This is a genomic window from Nitrospirillum guaranorum, assembly GCF_034653275.1.
Lineage (GTDB): Bacteria > Pseudomonadota > Alphaproteobacteria > Azospirillales > Azospirillaceae > Nitrospirillum.
This window is the reverse complement of sequence record NZ_JAYEES010000004.1, coordinates 107,460-123,938: the sequence shown is the minus strand read 5'-3', so window position 1 is coordinate 123,938 and position 16,479 is coordinate 107,460. Positions and strand designations below refer to the sequence as shown.

The 16,479-nt window shown below is 69.9% G+C and carries 15 protein-coding genes; 7 read left to right on the top strand and 8 right to left on the bottom strand.

Going from position 1 to position 16,479, the window contains the following annotated elements:
* Positions 1-189: 189 nt before the first annotated feature.
* Positions 190-1,935 carry a YbaL family putative K(+) efflux transporter gene (gene ybaL, locus UAJ10_RS22310; protein ID WP_322917469.1) on the top strand — a complete coding sequence of 582 codons (1,746 nt, stop codon included), beginning with the start codon at positions 190-192 and terminating at the stop codon, positions 1,933-1,935.
* A 55-nt stretch (positions 1,936-1,990) separates the two neighbouring features.
* On the opposite strand, the gene UAJ10_RS22305 is transcribed toward ybaL, so the two are convergent.
* Complete coding sequence (locus UAJ10_RS22305; RefSeq protein ID WP_322917468.1) at positions 1,991-5,368, bottom strand: S41 family peptidase; 3,378 nt, start codon at positions 5,366-5,368, stop codon at positions 1,991-1,993.
* 216 nt (positions 5,369-5,584) lie between these two features.
* On the opposite strand from UAJ10_RS22305, the gene UAJ10_RS22300 reads away from it, so the two are divergent.
* Positions 5,585-6,523, top strand: coding sequence for a hypothetical protein (locus UAJ10_RS22300; protein WP_322917467.1), 939 nt, complete (start codon positions 5,585-5,587; stop codon positions 6,521-6,523).
* 89 nt (positions 6,524-6,612) lie between these two features.
* Here UAJ10_RS22300 and UAJ10_RS22295 read toward each other — a convergent pair whose 3' ends face one another.
* From UAJ10_RS22295 to UAJ10_RS22275, 5 genes are all read right to left on the bottom strand, one after another.
* Entirely contained in the window at positions 6,613-7,101 is a 489-nt protein-coding gene (locus tag UAJ10_RS22295; RefSeq protein ID WP_004272607.1) for an arsenate-mycothiol transferase ArsC, read from the bottom strand.
* 8 nt (positions 7,102-7,109) lie between these two features.
* On the bottom strand, positions 7,110-7,595 hold the full coding sequence (locus UAJ10_RS22290; protein ID WP_322917466.1) for a UPF0262 family protein: 486 nt from the start codon (positions 7,593-7,595) through the stop codon (positions 7,110-7,112).
* Positions 7,596-7,607: 12 nt separating this feature from the next.
* Positions 7,608-8,900, bottom strand: coding sequence for a histidinol dehydrogenase (gene hisD, locus UAJ10_RS22285; RefSeq protein WP_322917465.1), 1,293 nt, complete (start codon positions 8,898-8,900; stop codon positions 7,608-7,610).
* Positions 8,890-9,648, bottom strand: coding sequence for an ATP phosphoribosyltransferase (gene hisG / locus UAJ10_RS22280; RefSeq protein WP_145608718.1), 759 nt, complete (start codon positions 9,646-9,648; stop codon positions 8,890-8,892). The genes hisD and hisG overlap by 11 nt, the downstream gene beginning before the upstream one ends.
* A gap of 170 nt (positions 9,649-9,818) precedes the next feature.
* A complete protein-coding gene (locus UAJ10_RS22275; RefSeq protein WP_322917464.1) occupies positions 9,819-10,118 on the bottom strand; it encodes a cysteine rich repeat-containing protein in 300 nt (99 codons plus the stop codon).
* A 181-nt stretch (positions 10,119-10,299) separates the two neighbouring features.
* On the opposite strand from UAJ10_RS22275, the gene UAJ10_RS22270 reads away from it, so the two are divergent.
* From UAJ10_RS22270 to UAJ10_RS22255, 4 genes are read left to right on the top strand one after another with little or no spacing between them, the layout of a single operon-like run.
* Positions 10,300-11,172, top strand: a complete 873-nt coding sequence (locus UAJ10_RS22270; RefSeq protein WP_322917463.1) for a sterol desaturase family protein — start codon at positions 10,300-10,302, stop codon at positions 11,170-11,172.
* A complete protein-coding gene (locus UAJ10_RS22265; protein ID WP_322917462.1) occupies positions 11,169-11,783 on the top strand; it encodes a sigma-70 family RNA polymerase sigma factor in 615 nt (204 codons plus the stop codon). The genes UAJ10_RS22270 and UAJ10_RS22265 overlap by 4 nt, the downstream gene beginning before the upstream one ends.
* A complete protein-coding gene (locus UAJ10_RS22260; protein WP_322917461.1) occupies positions 11,780-12,208 on the top strand; it encodes a hypothetical protein in 429 nt (142 codons plus the stop codon). Before UAJ10_RS22265 ends, UAJ10_RS22260 begins: the two co-directional genes overlap by 4 nt.
* Positions 12,209-12,254: 46 nt before the next feature.
* Positions 12,255-12,713 carry a periplasmic heavy metal sensor gene (locus UAJ10_RS22255; protein ID WP_322917460.1) on the top strand — a complete coding sequence of 153 codons (459 nt, stop codon included), beginning with the start codon at positions 12,255-12,257 and terminating at the stop codon, positions 12,711-12,713.
* An 18-nt stretch (positions 12,714-12,731) separates the two neighbouring features.
* Here UAJ10_RS22255 and UAJ10_RS22250 read toward each other — a convergent pair whose 3' ends face one another.
* Together UAJ10_RS22250 and UAJ10_RS22245 are read right to left on the bottom strand one after the other, a co-directional pair.
* A complete protein-coding gene (locus UAJ10_RS22250) occupies positions 12,732-13,454 on the bottom strand; it encodes a LysE family translocator (RefSeq protein WP_322917459.1) in 723 nt (240 codons plus the stop codon).
* 497 nt (positions 13,455-13,951) lie between these two features.
* On the bottom strand, positions 13,952-15,433 hold the full coding sequence (locus UAJ10_RS22245) for a catalase (protein WP_322917458.1): 1,482 nt from the start codon (positions 15,431-15,433) through the stop codon (positions 13,952-13,954).
* Between the two features lie 166 nt (positions 15,434-15,599).
* Between UAJ10_RS22245 and UAJ10_RS22240 the strand changes: the two genes are divergently transcribed.
* Complete coding sequence (locus tag UAJ10_RS22240; protein ID WP_322917457.1) at positions 15,600-16,478, top strand: hydrogen peroxide-inducible genes activator; 879 nt, start codon at positions 15,600-15,602, stop codon at positions 16,476-16,478.
* The last annotated feature ends 1 nt before the right edge of the window (position 16,479 follow it).

The following is a 16,479-nucleotide window of genomic DNA, read 5'->3' as shown; positions in this document are numbered from 1 at the left end:
GAACAACGGCGGTGACGTGGGGTCCTGGTGCCCCCCGTCACTGCCGTTTCCATTCCAGTCCGTAAAATGCCGACGCCATGCGGATTCCGCCCGCTGCGGGGTGGGATGGGGCGGCACGGCCTGCTAGGGTGCCCCCGCGAAACCGGGGCGTCCGCCCCCAAAACCATATCCGGAGGCCACCCCCCACCCATGATGCATGAGACCCCCCTGATCGCCATCATCGTCGGCGGCCTCGGCTGCGCCTTCGTCCTGGGCGCCATCGCCACCCGCCTGCGCATCTCGCCCCTGGTGGGGTATTTGCTGGCGGGGGTCATCCTGGGCCCGTTCACGCCGGGCTTCGTCGCCGATCAGCACCTGGCGTCGCAGCTGGCGGAGATCGGCGTCATCCTGCTGATGTTCGGGGTGGGCCTGCATTTCTCCCTGTCCGACCTCATGTCGGTGAAACTGATCGCCATTCCCGGCGCGCTGGCGCAGATCGGCGTCGCCACCCTGATGGGCATGGGCCTTGCCCACCTGATGGGCTGGGGCCTGGGGGCGGGGTTGGTTTTCGGCCTGGCCCTGTCGGTCGCCAGTACGGTGGTGTTGCTGCGCACGCTGCAGGAACGCCGGCTGATGGAGACGCAGGGCGGCAAGATCGCTATCGGCTGGCTGGTGGTGGAGGACATGGCCATGGTGCTGGCGCTGGTGCTGCTGCCGGCGCTGGGTGACCTGCTGGGCGGCATGGGCACGCCGTCCTGGTCACAACTGAGCCTGACCCTGGCGCTGACCCTGGGCAAGGTCGCCCTGTTCGTGGCCCTGATGCTGGTGGGCGGGCGCCGGTTGATCCCCTGGATCCTGCACCGCGTCGCCCAGACCGGCTCCCGCGAGCTGTTCCGCCTGGCGGTGCTGGCCGTGGCGCTGGGCGTGGCCTTTGGGGCCGCCGAGCTGTTCGGCGTGTCCTTCGCCCTGGGCGCCTTCTTCGCCGGCATGACCCTGGCCGAATCCCCCCTGGCGCACGAGGCGGCGGAGGAATTGCTGCCGCTGCGCGACGCCTTCGCCGTGCTGTTCTTCGTGTCGGTGGGCATGCTGTTCGACTGGCACATCCTGATCGACCATCCGCTGCCCCTGCTGGGCACGCTGGCCATCATCCTGGTGGGCAAGGTGGCGGCAGCCTATGTGCTGGTGCGCGCCTTCCGCCACAGCGTCCCCACGGCGCTGACCATCGCCGGCGGCCTGGCGCAGATCGGTGAGTTCTCCTTCATCCTGGCGGCGTTCGGCGTGGACCTGGGACTGCTGCCGCCCACGGGGCAAAGCCTGATCCTGGCGGGGGCCATCCTGTCCATCCTGTTGAACCCCCTGGTGTTCATCGGCCTGCAGCGCCTGGCCGCCCAGCGCCAGCGCAAGGCGGCGGTGACCACCGGCGAGGCGGAGGCGGCGGAGGCGGCGGCCAAGGCCAAGACGTTCACGGCGCCGGAACCCACCGCCCTGACCGACCACGCCATCATCATCGGTTACGGCCGCGTCGGCCGCCTGGTGGGCGAGGCCCTGCGCAACGACGGCACGCCCGTGCTGGTGGTGGAAGAGGACACCGGCATCCTGGAACAGCTGCGCGGCGCCGGGCAGGAGGTCATCGCCGGCAACGCGGCCCAGCCGGATGTGCTGGCCGCCGCCAACCTGGACGGCGCGCGGTGGCTGTTCGTGGCCGTGCCCAACAGCTTCGAGGCCGGGCAGGTGGTGGCCCAGGCGCGCAAGCGCAACCCCCAGCTGGACATCATCGCCCGCGCCCACACCGACGCCGCCGTGGACCATCTGCGCCAGCACGGCGCCAGCCTGGTCATCATGGGTGAGCGGGAAATCGCCCAGGCCATGCTGGCCCACACCCACGGCCTGCGCATCCCCGACCCCGCCCCGGCCCGGGACACGCCGCCGGACGGGGCGGTGGCGGAGGCTGTATAAAGGGACTTCGCGGAGAAAAGGGCGCGGATGATGGCCCGCGCCCGTCGCCACCACCTTACCGCCCCCCCTCCGGCAGCACCGGCTTGCGGTCCGGATAGGCAGGCCGCGTGAAGGTCTGGGGCGGGTTCTTGGCCAGCTGGTCCAGCGCCACGGCCACCGCCTTTTCCAGCTGCGGGTCGTGGCCCTGGCGCACCAGGGCGGGATCCTGCTCCACCTCCACATCCGGCGGGATGCCGATGTTCTCCACCTCCCACTCGCCATGGGTGCCGTAGAGCGCCCAGCGCGGCGCGGTGATGGAACCGCCGTCCATCAGCGGGGGATAGCCGCCGATGCCCACCAGGCCGCCCCAGGTGCGCACCCCCACCAGGGTGCCCAGCTTGGCCTTGCGGAACAGCCAGGGCAGAGCGTCGCCGCCGGAGCCCGACATCTGGTTGATGATCATGACCTTGGGGCCGTAGATGGCCTGCGCCGGCTCCACCATCTCTTCCCCCTCGCGGGTGGCGTCGATCATCTGCGGCGTCTTCTTCATCTGCTCGACGATGAAGTCCGCGATCTGGCCGCCGTGGTTGAAGCGCTCGTCCACGATGGCGCCCTGCTTGCCCACTTGCGAGTAGTAGTAGCGGTTGAAGTTGGCGAAGCCGCCCGCCGCCGTGTCCGGCAGGTAGACATAGGCCAGCCGCCCGCCCGACAGCTGGTCCACCTTGCGCCGGTTCTCCTCCATCCAGGTGTGCAGGCGCAGCTTGGTTTCCGAGGGCAAGGGCACCACCGTCACCTGGCGCGACCCGCTGCCGTCCGCCTTGGGGCCCACGGTCAGCACCGTCTGCTTGCCGGCCGTGCCCAGGAAATAGCGATACACCTCCTGGTCCGTCTTCACCTCGTTGCCGTTGACCGCCAGCAGCAGGTCGCCCACGGCGACGTTGACGCCCGGCTGGGTCAGCGGCGCCCGGGCGCCGGGCGTCCAGTTCTCGCCTTCCAGAATGCGGGCGAATTGGTAACGGCCGGCCACGACGCGGTAGTCGGCGCCCAGCAGGCCGACGCTGACCTTGTCCTGCTTGGGGAAGGCGCCGCCGCCCACGAAGGTATGGCCCAGGCCGATGTGGCCGGTCATCTCCGCGAACAGGGCGTTCAGATCCACGCGGCCGGCCAGCGCCTCCAGGAAGGGGGCATAGACCTGTTCGGCCTTGGCCAGATCCAGGCCCTGGGCCTTGGGATCGTAGAGGAAGTCGCGCTCGATGCGCCAAGCCTCATGGTACATCTGCCGCCACTCGGCCCGGGGGTCGACCCACACCTGCATCTCGTCCAGCTTCAGGGCGCCGGCCCCGGCGTCGGGCGCCTTGTCGGCCCCGTTCACGAACCAGCGGCCATGCTGGGCGTACAGCACCTTGCGCCCATCGGCGGAGACGAGGAAGCTGCCGGCGTCCACGCCGTCCACGAACTTGTCGGTCTTGCGCGTCTTCAGGTCGAAGCGCGCGACCTCCAGGCTGGGCGGGCCGTTCTCGTCGCCCTCCAGGTAATCCTCGTCCGTCAGGGCCACGGGCTGGGCGGCGGCGAAGACGATGCCCTCCGTCCCGACCTCGATGCCCGCCAGGTTCACGCGGGGGATGGGCAGGGCCAGGGTGCGCTGGTCCAGGCCGGCGAAGTCGATGAGGACCTCCGCAGCCTTCTTGCCGTCACCCTTTTTGTCATCCCCCTTCTTGTCGCCGTCCTCCTGGCCGGCCTTCTTGCCATCGGCGGCCGCTTCCTCGTCGCTCTCCGGTGCCAGGGGTGAGGGCAGGTCGCGGCGCAGCACCATGACGTAGACCCGCCCGTCGGTGGCGCGGCCCATGCTGGACATGTCCAGCCAGCCCTGGTCCAGACCGTTGTTGGTGAAGGCCACGAAGTACAGGTACTTGCCGCTCTTGTCGAAGCGGGGGGAGGTGGCGTTGCTGCGCCCGTCCGTCACCATCTGCGCCTTCTTGTCGGCCAGGCCGTAGACGAAGACGCCGTGCAGGTGGTTGGGCAGCTGCTTGGCATAGGCGATCCAGCGGCTGTCCGGCGACCAGGCGGGGTTCAGCTGGCTGGCCGGGCTGTCATAGCGGTCGGTATCCACCTTCACCGGCGTGCCATGCTCCACGTCGACCATCCACAGGTTCAGCCGCTTGTCGGTGTAGGCGATCTTCTTGCTGTCGGGCGACCAGAGCGGCCCGTAGAAATAGCTGGGCGGCTGGCCCAGGGCGATCACCTTCACCGGGCCCAGCCCATCGGCGGGGCGCAGGTGCAGGGCGTATTCCCCACCCTGGTCGGAGAACCAGGCCACGGTCTTGCCGTCCGGCGACCAGGCGGGGTCGCGGTCGGCCACGCCGGGGCTTTGCGTCAGGTTGCGCACGTCGCCCTTTTCCGCCGGCACGGACAGAATCTCGCCATGGGTTTCGAACAGCACCCGCTTGCCGGTGGGCGACAGGGCGGCGTGCAGGATCTGCCCCGGATCCAGGGTTTCCAGGTGGGCGCGGGTCTGCGGCAGCTCACCGGAGATCGTCACCGGCACGGCGTGCGCCTGGTGGGTCGTGGTGTCGTACAGGTTCAGGGTGCCGAACTGGTCATAGACGATGCCGCCCGGGCCGGACGCCGCCGACTGGATGTCGAAGCCCTGGGCGTTGCGGACCACGGGCGTGACCTTGGCCGTCTTGACGTCGTAGGCGTAGAGGGCCACCGGCCCCTCGCGGTCCGACAGGAAATAGACGGTGTCGCCCACCCACAGCGGGTTGCGATCGTTGGAATTGTCGCGCGGGATCTTGACCACGCTGCTGTCACTCAACGCCGCGATCCACACCCGCGAGGTCTGGCCGCCGCGATAGTGCTTCCACGCCGGCTGCCATTGCGAGAAGGGCACGTAGGCCAGGCGGCCGCCGTCCGGCGAGTAGCTGGCCTGGAAGCCGGAGGGCAGCGGCAGCTGGGTGGCCGCACCGCCCGTGACGGGGATGGTGTAGAGCTGGTCCAGGTCGCGCGGTGTGGTGCGCGGCGTGCGGAACAGCACGTTCTTTCCGTCCGGCGTCCAGCCCACCGCCACGTCGCGGCCGGGGTGCCAGGTCAGGCGCTGCGGCTGGCCGCCGCCCGCCGGCACGAGGTAGACGTCGGTGTTGCCGTCATAGGTGCCGGTGTAGGCGACCAGGCTGCCGTCGGGGGAGAACACCGGGCCGCTGTTCTGCCCCTGGCCCGCCACCAGCAGGGTGGCCTGGCCGCCCGCGCGCGGCACGGTCCAAATCTGGCCGCCGTAATCGAAGGCGATCAGGCTGGCCGACAGGCTGGGGTGCTGCAGCATCAGGGGTGGCGGGGCGGAAGCGGGCTTTGCCCCGGGCGGCGGCGCTTCGGGCGGCTTCGTCTGGGCCTGGGCGAAAGAACCGGCCACGGAAACAGGAACCAACAGGTACGCGAGCACCACGCCAAGCCAACGCATCAGACACCGCCGGGTTGTGAAAGGGCAGGCGGTAATTGTTCCATAACGTGTCGGTTGGCGCCACGGCGCTGAACCGGCCCGCGACGAATTCCGGCATCGGCGTCCGGGAACGATTTCATTTGTCAAAATACGCGCCGCAAATGGTGACGCATAAGGCAAGATCAGGGGCCACGCCGTCGCCGGGGGGATGCGGCACGGCCTGCGGGGGACGGTTCGATGGGGTGGACGCGGGTGGCCACGGCACTGTTGTGCACGGCCTTGGTGACGACGAACGCGCGGGGTGCCGGCACCGCCGCGCCGCCGGCGGATGAGGCGCACCCGGCGCCGGCGCGCGCGCAGAATGACGAGGTCTTCACCATCATCTATCCCCGCGCCACGGAAAGCGCCACCGATCCGCGGGACGAATACCCCCTGGGCCTGCTGCGCCTGGCCCTGGACAAGGTGGGTGCCCGCTACACCATCCGGCCCAGCGCCACGGTCATGGAACAGGCCCGCGCCGCCGTGGCCCTGCAGCAGGGCACGGAGGTGACCTTGCTGTGGAACGGCATGTCGGCCAAGCTGGAGCGGGAGCTGCGGCCCATCCGCATCCCCCTGTTCCGGGGGGTGCTGGGCTATCGCCTGTTCATCATCAACAAGGCGGCGCAGGCCAAGTTCTCCACCGTGCGCGGCCTGGACGACCTGAGGCGCCTGACCGCCGGCCAGGCCCTGGGCTGGCCCGACGTGGACATCCTGCAGGCGGCGGGCCTGCCGGTGGAGGCCTTCCGCTATGACCTGCTGTTCCGCCTGGTGGGCCTGAACCGCATCGACTATTTCCCCCGCGGCGCCAACGAGATCTTCGCCGAGGTGGCCCAGCGCACGCCCGACGTGCCCGACCTGGCGGTGGAAAGCGACCTGGTCCTGGTCTACCCCTTCGACAGTTTCTTCTATACCAGCAAGGCCAACGAGGCCCTGGCATCAGTGATCGAACAAGGCCTGCTGAAGGCCTATGAGGACGGCAGCTTCCTGAAGTACTTCAACGACAGCCCCTACATCCGCCAGATGCTGACCGAGGCCCACCTGGAAGGCCGCCGCCGCATCGAGATCCCCAACCCGCTGCTGTCGCCGGAAACGGCGGCCCTGCCGGACCGCTTCTGGTATGGGCGGGACGGGCACTGACCAAGCTGATCGTCAGCGCCCCTTGCCCATCGTGGCCACGGCCTTGGTGATGGCGGCGTGCCCCAGCATCCTCGCATGCCAAGCGCCCCTCACAACACCGGCACAGGCCCCAGCGGAAACCGCTGCTTGATGCGGGCCAGCAGGCTGTCGCGCACCTGGCGGTAGGCGGCCAGGCGGGTCTCGCGGTTGCCTTCGATGAAGCTGGGATCGAAGGTGTGCCAGAATTCCACGTCGCAGGCGGTGGTGCGGGTCATTTCCACGGCGCGGTGCTGCGCCTCCGGCGACAGCGACACCACCAGGTCGAAGCTGGTGTCCTCCAGCTGGTCGAAGGTCTTGGCGCGGTGGCGGCTGATGTCGATGCCCATTTCCTCCATCACTGCGGCGGCGAAGGGGTCGGGGTCGCCCTCGCGCACGCCGGCGCTGTCGACATAAAGGCGATGGCCGTGCAGGTGGCGCAGCAGGGCCGCCGCCATGGGCGAGCGGATGGAGTTGTGCGTGCAGGCGAACAGCACGCTGGTGATCTGGGCCGGATGCACGGCAGGGGCGAAGGCGGCGAAAGGATCCGGGCGCTCCGCCATCTTTCCCCTCAGCCCCGGATATGCAGGACGCAGATGAGGGTGAACAGGCGGCGGGCGGTGCCATGGTCCATGGTCACCTTGGCGGCCAGACGCTCGCGCAGCAGGTCGGAGCCCTCGTTGTGCAGGCCCCGCCGTCCCATGTCGATGGCCTCGATCTGCGACGGGCTGGCGGTCTTGATGGCCTTGTAATAGCCCTCGCAGATCAGGAAATAGTCGCGGATGACCGTGCGCAGCGGCGTCAGCGGCAGGGTGATGCGGTCTACCTCCGCATCCCCCTCGTCCCGCAGGTCGAAGACCATGCGGTTGTCCTCGATGGACAGGAACAGGCGGTAGGGCCCGGCGTCCGGATGGTCGACCAGCTGGAACTGCTGGTTCTCCTCCACCAGGTCGAACAGCGCCACCGCCCGCTCATGCTCCACCTCCGGCCGGCGGCGGATGGCCGACTGCTCCACCAGCTGGACATGGACGATGCGCTGGCGGCTGGCGTCCGACATCCGGGCGTCCCCTCAGCGGGCCAGCCGGACGCGGACCGACAGCGCGTGCGCGCCCAGGCCCTCCGCATCCGCCAGGATGGCGGCCTGCGGCCCCAGCCGGCCCAGGCTGTCGGCGTCGCAGCCCACCAGGGTGGTGCGCTTCATGAAGTCAAGCACGTTGAGGCCGGAGGAGAAGCGCGCGCTGCGGGCCGTGGGCAGCACGTGGTTGGGTCCGGCGATGTAGTCGCCGATGGCCTCGGGCGTGTAGCGGCCGAGGAAGATGGCGCCGGCGTGGCTGACCTTGGCCGCCAGCGCGTCCGGATCGGCCACCGCCAGTTCCAGATGCTCCGGCGCCAGACGGTCGACCAGGGCCACCGCCTCGTCCAGGTCGCGCACCAGGACCGTGGCGCCGTTGTTGCGCCAGCTGGCCCCGGCGATGACGGCGCGCGGCAGGGTCTTCAGGTGGGTGTCCACCGCCGCCCGCACCGCCTGGATGAAGGCGGCGTCATCGCTGATCAGGATGGACTGGGCGCTGCTGTCATGCTCGGCCTGGGACAGCAAATCGGCCGCGATCCAACTGGGGTCGTTGGCGCCGTCGGCCACCACCAGGATTTCCGAGGGGCCGGCGATCATGTCGATGCCCACGGTGCCGAACACCTGGCGCTTGGCGGCGGCGACATAGGCGTTGCCCGGCCCCACGATCTTGTCCACCGGCCGGATGGTCGCGGTGCCGTAGGCCAGCGCCGCCACCGCCTGGGCGCCGCCCACGCGGTAGATCTCATCCACCCCGGCGATGCGGGCGGCCGCCAGCACCAGAGGGGACAGCGCCCCCTCCGGCGTCGGCACCACCATGGCCAGGCGTTTCACCCCCGCCACCTTGGCCGGGATGGCGTTCATCAGGACGGAGCTGGGATAGGAGGCGAGGCCGCCGGGCACGTACAGGCCCACGGCCGACAGCGGCGTCCAGCGGGCACCCAGACGCACGCCCGCCTCGTCCACGTAATCGTAGGTGTCGGGGGTCTGGCGGCGGTGGAAGGCCTCGATGCGGCCGGCGGCCACCTTCAGCGCCTCGATCACCTCAGGATCGCAGGCGGCCACGGCGGCCTCGATCTCGCATTCCGCGATGCGCAGCCGGTCGGGCGTCAGGTCCAGCTGGTCCCAGCGGCTGGTATATTTGATCAGCGCCTCATCCCCGTGCAGGCGCACATCGCGCAGCACCTCGGCCACGGCGTCGGCGACATCGCTCTGGGATTCCCGCTTGGCATGCAGCAGCCGGTCGAAGTCCGCCTCGAAGCCGGCATCGGTGGTGCGCAGTTCACGCGGCATGGGTGACAACCTCCGTGAAACGGTTGATCCAGTCCTGGATCTCCGGATGGCGGGTCTTGAAGGCGGCGCGATTAACGATAAGGCGCGAGGTCACGTCGGCAATATGCTCGATTTCCACCAGGCCGTTGGCCTTCAGGGTGGCGCCGCTGGACACCAGGTCGACGATGCGCTGGCACAGGCCCAGGCTGGGCGCCAGTTCCATGGCGCCGTTCAGCTTGATGCATTCCGCCTGCACCCCGCGGCGGGCGAAGTGGCGGCGGGTGACCTCCGGATACTTGGTGGCCACGCGCACGTGGCTCCAGCGCGAGGGGTCGTCGCCCTGCGCCTCGGCCACCGGCTCGGCCACCGCCAGGCGGCAATGGCCGATGCCAAGGTCCAGGGGCGCGTAGATTTCGGGATAGTCGAATTCCATCAGCACGTCGTTGCCGCACACACCCATCTGGGCGGCGCCGAAGGCGACGAAGGTGGCGACGTCGAAGCTGCGCACGCGGATGATCTCCACATGCGGCAGGTTGGTGGCGAAGCGCAGCGCCCGGCTCTTGGGATCGTCGAACGCGGCCTCGGGCCTCAGGCCCACGGCCTCCAGCAGGGGCCGCACCTCATCCAGGATGCGGCCCTTGGGCAGGGCCAGGGTCAGCCGCTCCGGCGCGCCGGACGCGGCGGCGCTATGCGCGTGCCCGGATGTCGAAACCGGGGCGGTGGCGACCGGGGACAGCGGGGCGGATGGTGGCGGCGCGGCGGCAGGCATGGAAACGCGGGCTCCGAAGGACGAACCCCATTCCGGGTCCGGAGGGCCGCAGAATAGCAGATCGTCCGCCCCCGCCAACGCCTTGGGTTGGAGGGCAGCCCTGTCTGTTTGCACAGGGCGGGGCCGCCCGTGGACCCCCTTCCTACGGGCCCGTCCTTGTCGGCCCGGCCTTATTGGTTCTGGGGCGCCTGACCCTTGGCCGGCAGGGTGGCCAGCGCGGCCTTGCAGTCGGCCGACAGCTTGTCCTCATGCGCCTTCAGGCAGGCCAGGACGCGGCCACCGCCGGGTTGTTCATCCTTGCACAGTGCCTGGCGGTCGGGCTGGCAGGCCTTCATGGCGGCGCGGGCCGCCGGGTGGGCCGGCTGGCCATCCTGTGACTGGGCCTGGGCCTGTGACTGGGCCAGGGCGGCCATGGGCGCCAGGGCCAAAGACAGGGCGAGGGACATGCCGACAAGCGTCTTGGTCATCATGGGAGGTATCCTTGCTGACAGGGGACAGGGACGGCCAATTCGGCCGCCTGCGCCTGATACGCCGCCGCCCCGGCCAACTATTCGAACCTGTTTTTCCAAAATCCGGCCGACCCGCCCGAATACCCGGGGGGCCGGCCGCCGTATCAGCGCCGAATCCCCCGTTTCCCCGCGAGGTTCGGCCATGGCCATCCTGGGTGGCGCCAGCGTCCTTCCCCTGAAGTTCTACCCCTTCGTCGCGGCCGCCGTGGCGGCGGAAGTGGCCTGGTACGCCGCGCGGCGACAGCCCTACCCCTGGGCGGAAACGGCAACCTCCGTCGCCGTCTTCCTGATGCGCATACCCACGAAACTGGCGCTGGCCGGCGTCGTGGCGCCGGTGGCCTGGTACGCCTGGACCCACCGCGTCGCCACCGTGCCGCTGGACCGCGGATGGGGGCTGGCCCTGCTGTTCGCGGGAGAGGAGTTCTGTTACTACTGGGCCCATCGCTTGGGCCATGAGGTGCGCTGGGTCTGGGCGTCGCACAGCGTCCACCATTCCCCCACCGCCTTGCACCTGGCCAGCGCCTTCCGGCTGGGGGTGACGGACGTGCTGTCCGGCGGCTGGCTGGTCTACGTTCCCCTGTATTTCCTGGGCTTCAACCCGGTGGCGGTGGCGGCGATGCTGGCGCTGAACCTGTTCTATCAGTTCTGGCTGCATACCGAGGCGGTGGGCACCCTGGGCCCGCTGGAATGGGTGCTGAACACCCCCGCCCACCACCGGGTGCACCATGCCAGCAACCCGGAATACCTGGATCGCAACTATGGCGGCGTGGTCATCGTCTGGGACCGGTTGTTCCGCACCTTCGCCCAGGCATCGTCCGACGTGCCGCTGACCTACGGCCTGGCCCATGGCGCGCCCAGCGGCAACCCGCTGGTGGTGTGCCTGCGCGAATGGAAGGCCATGGCCCATGACGCGGCCCGTGCGCGGGGGGTAAACGCCCGCCTGCGCCAACTGTTCGGCCGCCCCGGCGACAGCCTGAGCGCACACACCGCGCGCCCGCGACAGGACATCCCGTGACGGGCCAGCAGCCCTGGAGCCGCCTGCCCGCCGCCGATGGGGACGACGAGGCGGACGACGACACCCTGATGGCCCGTGTCGCCCAAGGGGATGAGCGGGCGCTGCGCCAGGTGGGCCAGCGCCACTACGCGGCCACCTGGCGGCTGGCCAAGCGCCTGCTCACCTCGGAGGCGGAGGCCGACGACGTGGCGCAGGAGGTGCTGGTGCGGGTGTGGAACCACGCGGCGCGCTGGACGCCCGGCCGCGCCCAGCTGTCCACCTGGCTTTACACCGTGACCTACCGGCTGTGCCTCGACCGCCTGCGCGGCCGCCGCCATGCCCCGCTGGAGGCGGCGATGGACGTGGCCGATCCCAGCGAGGGGGCCGCCGAGACGATGGAACGCCGGTCGGAACAGCGGCGCGTGCGCGACGCCCTGGCCTGCCTGCCGGAAAAGCAGCGCGCGGCCCTGGTGCTGTTCTATTACCAGGAAATGCCGGGACCCCAGGCGTCGGCCGTGCTGGGCCTGAACCTGCGCGCCTATTGGTCGCTGCTGTATCGTGCCCGGGGCGCGCTGGAACGGGCGCTGATCAAGGACGGCAATGAGCTTGCTGGAAGGAAGGGTGAGCCATGACCATTGAGGAATTCGCCCAGTTGCTGGCGGCCCACGGGCCGGACATCGATCACTGGCCGCCGGGAACCCAACGTGCCGCCCGGCGCCTGCGTGCCCGGGACGCGGACACGCGCGTCCTATGGGAGGCCGCCTTGCGTCGCTGGACCCCCATTGCCGGTGATGGCTTGGGAGATGACGCGCCGGGCGCGGCCCGCGTCCAGGCCGGCATCGACGCCAGCCTGCGCCGCATCCGCCGGCGCCAGGCTCCCGCCCCTTCAACCCCTTGGCTGTCCTGGCGGCCGGCCGGCGCCATCTTCGCCACCATGGCGGTGGCCGGCTGGCTAGCCGGCACCTGGCTGACGCCCACGCCCGAGGAGACGGCCACGGCCTCTCTGGCCGCCCTGTTCACCCTGGCCGGCGTGGGCGGCGACTGGCTGGTGCAGTAACGCCCCCTTCCCCGTCCGCCCGATTCTTCATAAAAGGTTCGCCCCCATGCGGTCACCGGTTCTGCGCTTCCTCTTCCTCCTGTCCCTGGCCCTGAACCTGTTCCTGCTGGCCTTCGTGGGCGCTCAGCAATGGCGCCAGCGGGCGGCCCTGGGCGCCCTACCCCCCTTGCTGGCCCGCTCCGCCGCCGGCAACGCGCTGGCCACCGTGGTGGGACAGTTGGCGGAACAGCTGCCGGCCGGGGATCGCAGCCTGCTGCGCGGGGCCATCGCCAGCCACATGGCGCAGCTGGAGGCGGCGCAGGGCCGCTTCACCGCCGCCATGGACCAGGTGCGGGCGGAGATCGACCGCACGCCCCTGGACCCCGACGCGCTGCGCGCCGCCATGGCCAACGCCCGCGAACAGCGCCAACCCATCGGCCCGGTACTGGAGGACATCATGATGGAGGTGCTGCCCAAGATGTCTCCCGAGGGCCGGCATGTCCTGGCCCGATACCGCGGACGCTGACCCCACGGCCTCCATGCCTCACGACGCGACCGCCCGGTGCAGCTCCACCGCCGCGAAGGCCAGGAAAGCCAGGCCGGCGGTGACGTCCAGCGCCCGGGCCACGCGCGGCGCCATCATGCCGCGCAACGCCACCACGCCGGCCACCAGCACCACCCACCACAGCAGCGAGCCCACCGCCACGCCCGCCACCGTGGTGGCGATCCGCAGCCGCGCCACCTCCGCACCGGAAAGGGCCGCCCCCGAAAGGGCCGAAAGGGGGACGAAGGCCGTCAGCATGGCGGCGAAGACGATGATGGTGGGCGGATTGGTCAGGGTCAGCAGGAAGGAGGAAGCCCAGGCGCGCGGCAGGGACAGGGTTGAGATGGCGGACGGACGGCCATCGTCCTTGGGCGTTTCGGGGCCGGCCGGCTTGGGCCGCAGGGCGGCATAGGCCAGCCAGCCCAGGAACAGCCCGGCCAGCAGGTGCAGCGGCCGGCCATGGTCGGTGACGAAGGCCGAGACCTCCGTCAAGCCCAGGGCGGCGACACCGGCGTAGACGCCGTCGCCCGTGGCGATGCCGGCCCCGGTGGCCAGGCCCAGGCGCCAGCCCCCCGCCAGCGTGCGCCGCATGCACAGGAAGGCCATGGGGCCCACCGGCGCCGCCACGCCCAGGCCCAGCAGCATGGCCTTCAGGAAGATGCCGGCGAACGCGGCGGGCAAGAACAGGTTGGGCGCGATGGTGATCAGCGTATCCAAGTCCATGAGAACCATCCCAATTTTAAAAGGTCGTTCCCGCGCCACGCTGGGTCTGCCGGGTGGTGACGCCATCGCCCGGCACGGGGCGGGACGGCGGCATCGGCGGGATTGGGGCACAACAAAAAGCCCCGCGGGCAGCTGCTCGCGGGGCCTGTTATCGGGTGCGTCGGGGACGGCGCTTAGCCGTGATCCTCCCAAACCCCTGTCATAAACAGACAAAGCCCCGCCCCAACCGGCACAGCGGTTTGCTGGCTGAATTGGGTGACGAGGCGCATCGGAATATGACCCTTTGTTGTGATGGGCTGGAGGCTAAGCCGTCGGGCCGCCCGGCCACAACCTGAAAGTGCGCGATTGTTAAAGAAAAATGTGACCGGGTGGCTTTTTGAGCACACCCGGTCACCAGGTTCCCTGGTGCCAAGGCCGTTTCCCGATGGGGGATCACGGGGAAGGGCCGGTTTGGGGGACGGGCGCCAGGGTGGGATGGGTCAGGGAGGAGGTGTTGATCAGGGGATGGCCGTCTCCGGCCGGCCGGCGCCCTCGCCCTGGGCCAGGGCCCGGCGCACACCCGCCGCGTAGTCGGCGTGGACCAGGGCGAAGTGGCCCAGCTGGCGCTCCACGATGGCCTGCGGCACGCCTTGCATGGCGGCGGCGATGTTGGCGAACAGCCGGCCCCTCTGGCCCTGGTCCATCAGGGTGAACAGGGCGCGGGGCTGGCTGTAGTCGTCATTGCCGGCGCGGTGGTCATGGCGGTCGACCTCGCCCGACAGGCGCAGCGGCGGTTCGGCCACGCTGGGGTCCTGCGCCGGGCCGCCCAGGCTGTTGGGCTCGTAATAGGCGTCCGGGTTGCCGGTGTCGTTGCGGAAGAAGCGCATGGCCCCGTCCTTGTGATAGTGGTGCACCGGGCACTTGGGCTGGTTCACGGGCAGCGCCTCGTAATGCGTGCCCAGGCGGTAGCGGTGGGCGTCGGCGTAGGAGAAGATGCGGGCCTGCAGCATCTTGTCCGGGCTGTGGCCGATGCCGGGGACGACGTTGGACGGGCTGAACGCCGCCTGCTCGATCTCCGCGAAGTAGTTGTCCGGGTTGCGGTTCAGCTCCACCACGCCCACGTCGATCAGCGGATAGTCGGCGTGCGGCCACACCTTGGTCAGGTCGAACGGGTTGTAGGGCGTCTTGTCGGCATCGGCCTCGGGCATCACCTGGACCTGCAGGGTCCAGCGGGGAAAGTCGCCCGCCTCGATGCTGCCGAACAGGTCCTCCTGGTAGCTTTCGCGCGACCGGCCCACAACCTGGGCGGCTTCGTCATTGGTCAGGTGCTTGTGGCCCTGCTGGGTCTTGAAATGGAACTTCACCCAGAAGCGTTGGCCCTGGTCGTTCCAGAAGCTGTAGGTGTGGCTGCCGTAGCCGTTCATGAAGCGCGGGCTGGGCGGCAGGCCGCGATCCGACATCAGGATGGTGACCTGGTGCAGGCTTTCCGGCGACAGGGACCAGAAGTCCCACATGGCCGTGGGGCTGCGCAGGTTGGTGCGGGGGTGGCGCTTCTGCGTGTGGATGAAGTCCGGGAATTTCAGCGGATCGCGGATGAAGAAGACGGGGGTGTTGTTGCCCACCACGTCCCAATTGCCTTCCTCGGTATAGAACTTGACGGCGAAACCGCGCACGTCGCGCTCGGCATCCGCAGCACCCAGTTCACCGGCGACGGTGGAGAAGCGGATCAGCAGGTCGGTCTTCTTGCCCACCGCCCCGAACACCTTCGCGCGGGTGTAGCGGGTGATGTCGTGGGTGACGGTCAGGGTGCCGAAGGCGCCCCATCCCTTGGCATGCACCACCCGCTCCGGAATGCGCTCCCGGTTCTGGTGGGCCAGCTTTTCCATCAGCTGATAGTCCTGCATCAGGACGGGGCCGCGCGGGCCGGCGGTCAGGCTGTTCTGGTTGTCGGCGATGGGGGCGCCCCCGGTGGTGGTCATGCGGGGCGGCTGGCTGGTCATGACTATCGTCCCTCGTCGTCTTTGATTGGGTCTTCGATTGGCTGGGGCGTCCGTGCGCCCGACAAGGGAAAGGTAGGCCGGCCAGGCTTCATGCGTAAAATCGATTGTTCGTATTGTGACGATAGATCATGTATATGGACGTCCCATCATTCGGACGGCCAACCCCATGAACCTGCGTGACCTGCGATACCTGCTGGCGGTGGCCCAGCACCGCCACTTCGGCCGGGCCGCCGCCGCCTGCAACGTCAGCCAGCCCACCCTCAGCAGCCAGGTGGCCAAGCTGGAGGCGCGACTGGGCGCCCCCCTGTTCGAACGCACCAACAAATGGGTGGCGCCCACGCCGTTGGGGGAGGAGGTGCTGGTCCACGCCGCCCGGGCGGTGGCGGAGGCCGACGCCATCGTGGCCCTGGCGGACGCGCGCGACCCGCTGGCCGGCCCCCTGACCCTGGGCGTCATCCCCACGCTGGGGCCCTATCTCATGCCCCGGGTGTTCGCGCCCCTGCGCCGGCGCTGCCCGGCCCTGACGCTGGAGTTGTGGGAGGACACGACCGACGCCGTGGTGGAACGGCTGCGCCGGCGCCAGCTGGACGCCGCCCTGATCGCCACCCCGGTCGCGGGTGACGACCTGATGGAGCGGCCCTTGTTCCAGGAGGGCTTCCTGGCCGCCATGCCCCCCGACCACGCGCTGGCGCGAACAGTCGACGCCGTGGACGAGGCGGCGCTGGCGCCCGACCTGCTGGTCCTGGCCGATGGACACTGCCTGCGCGACCAGGCCCTGGCCGCCTGCGCCCGGCCCGACCCCGGCGGCTGGTCCCTGCGGGCCACCAGCCTGGAAACCTTGCTGAACATGGTGGCGGCCGGCTATGGCACCACCCTGGTGCCGGCCCTGGCGGCGGCGATCCATGCGGGCCGTCAGGACGTGGTCTTCCGTCCCCTGGCCGGGACGGCGACGGGACGGCTCATCCGCCTGGTCAGCCGTCCCACCTTCACCCGCCAGCCAGCGCTGGACGCGCTGGCGGATCAGGTGAAGGCGGTCACGGTCTAGC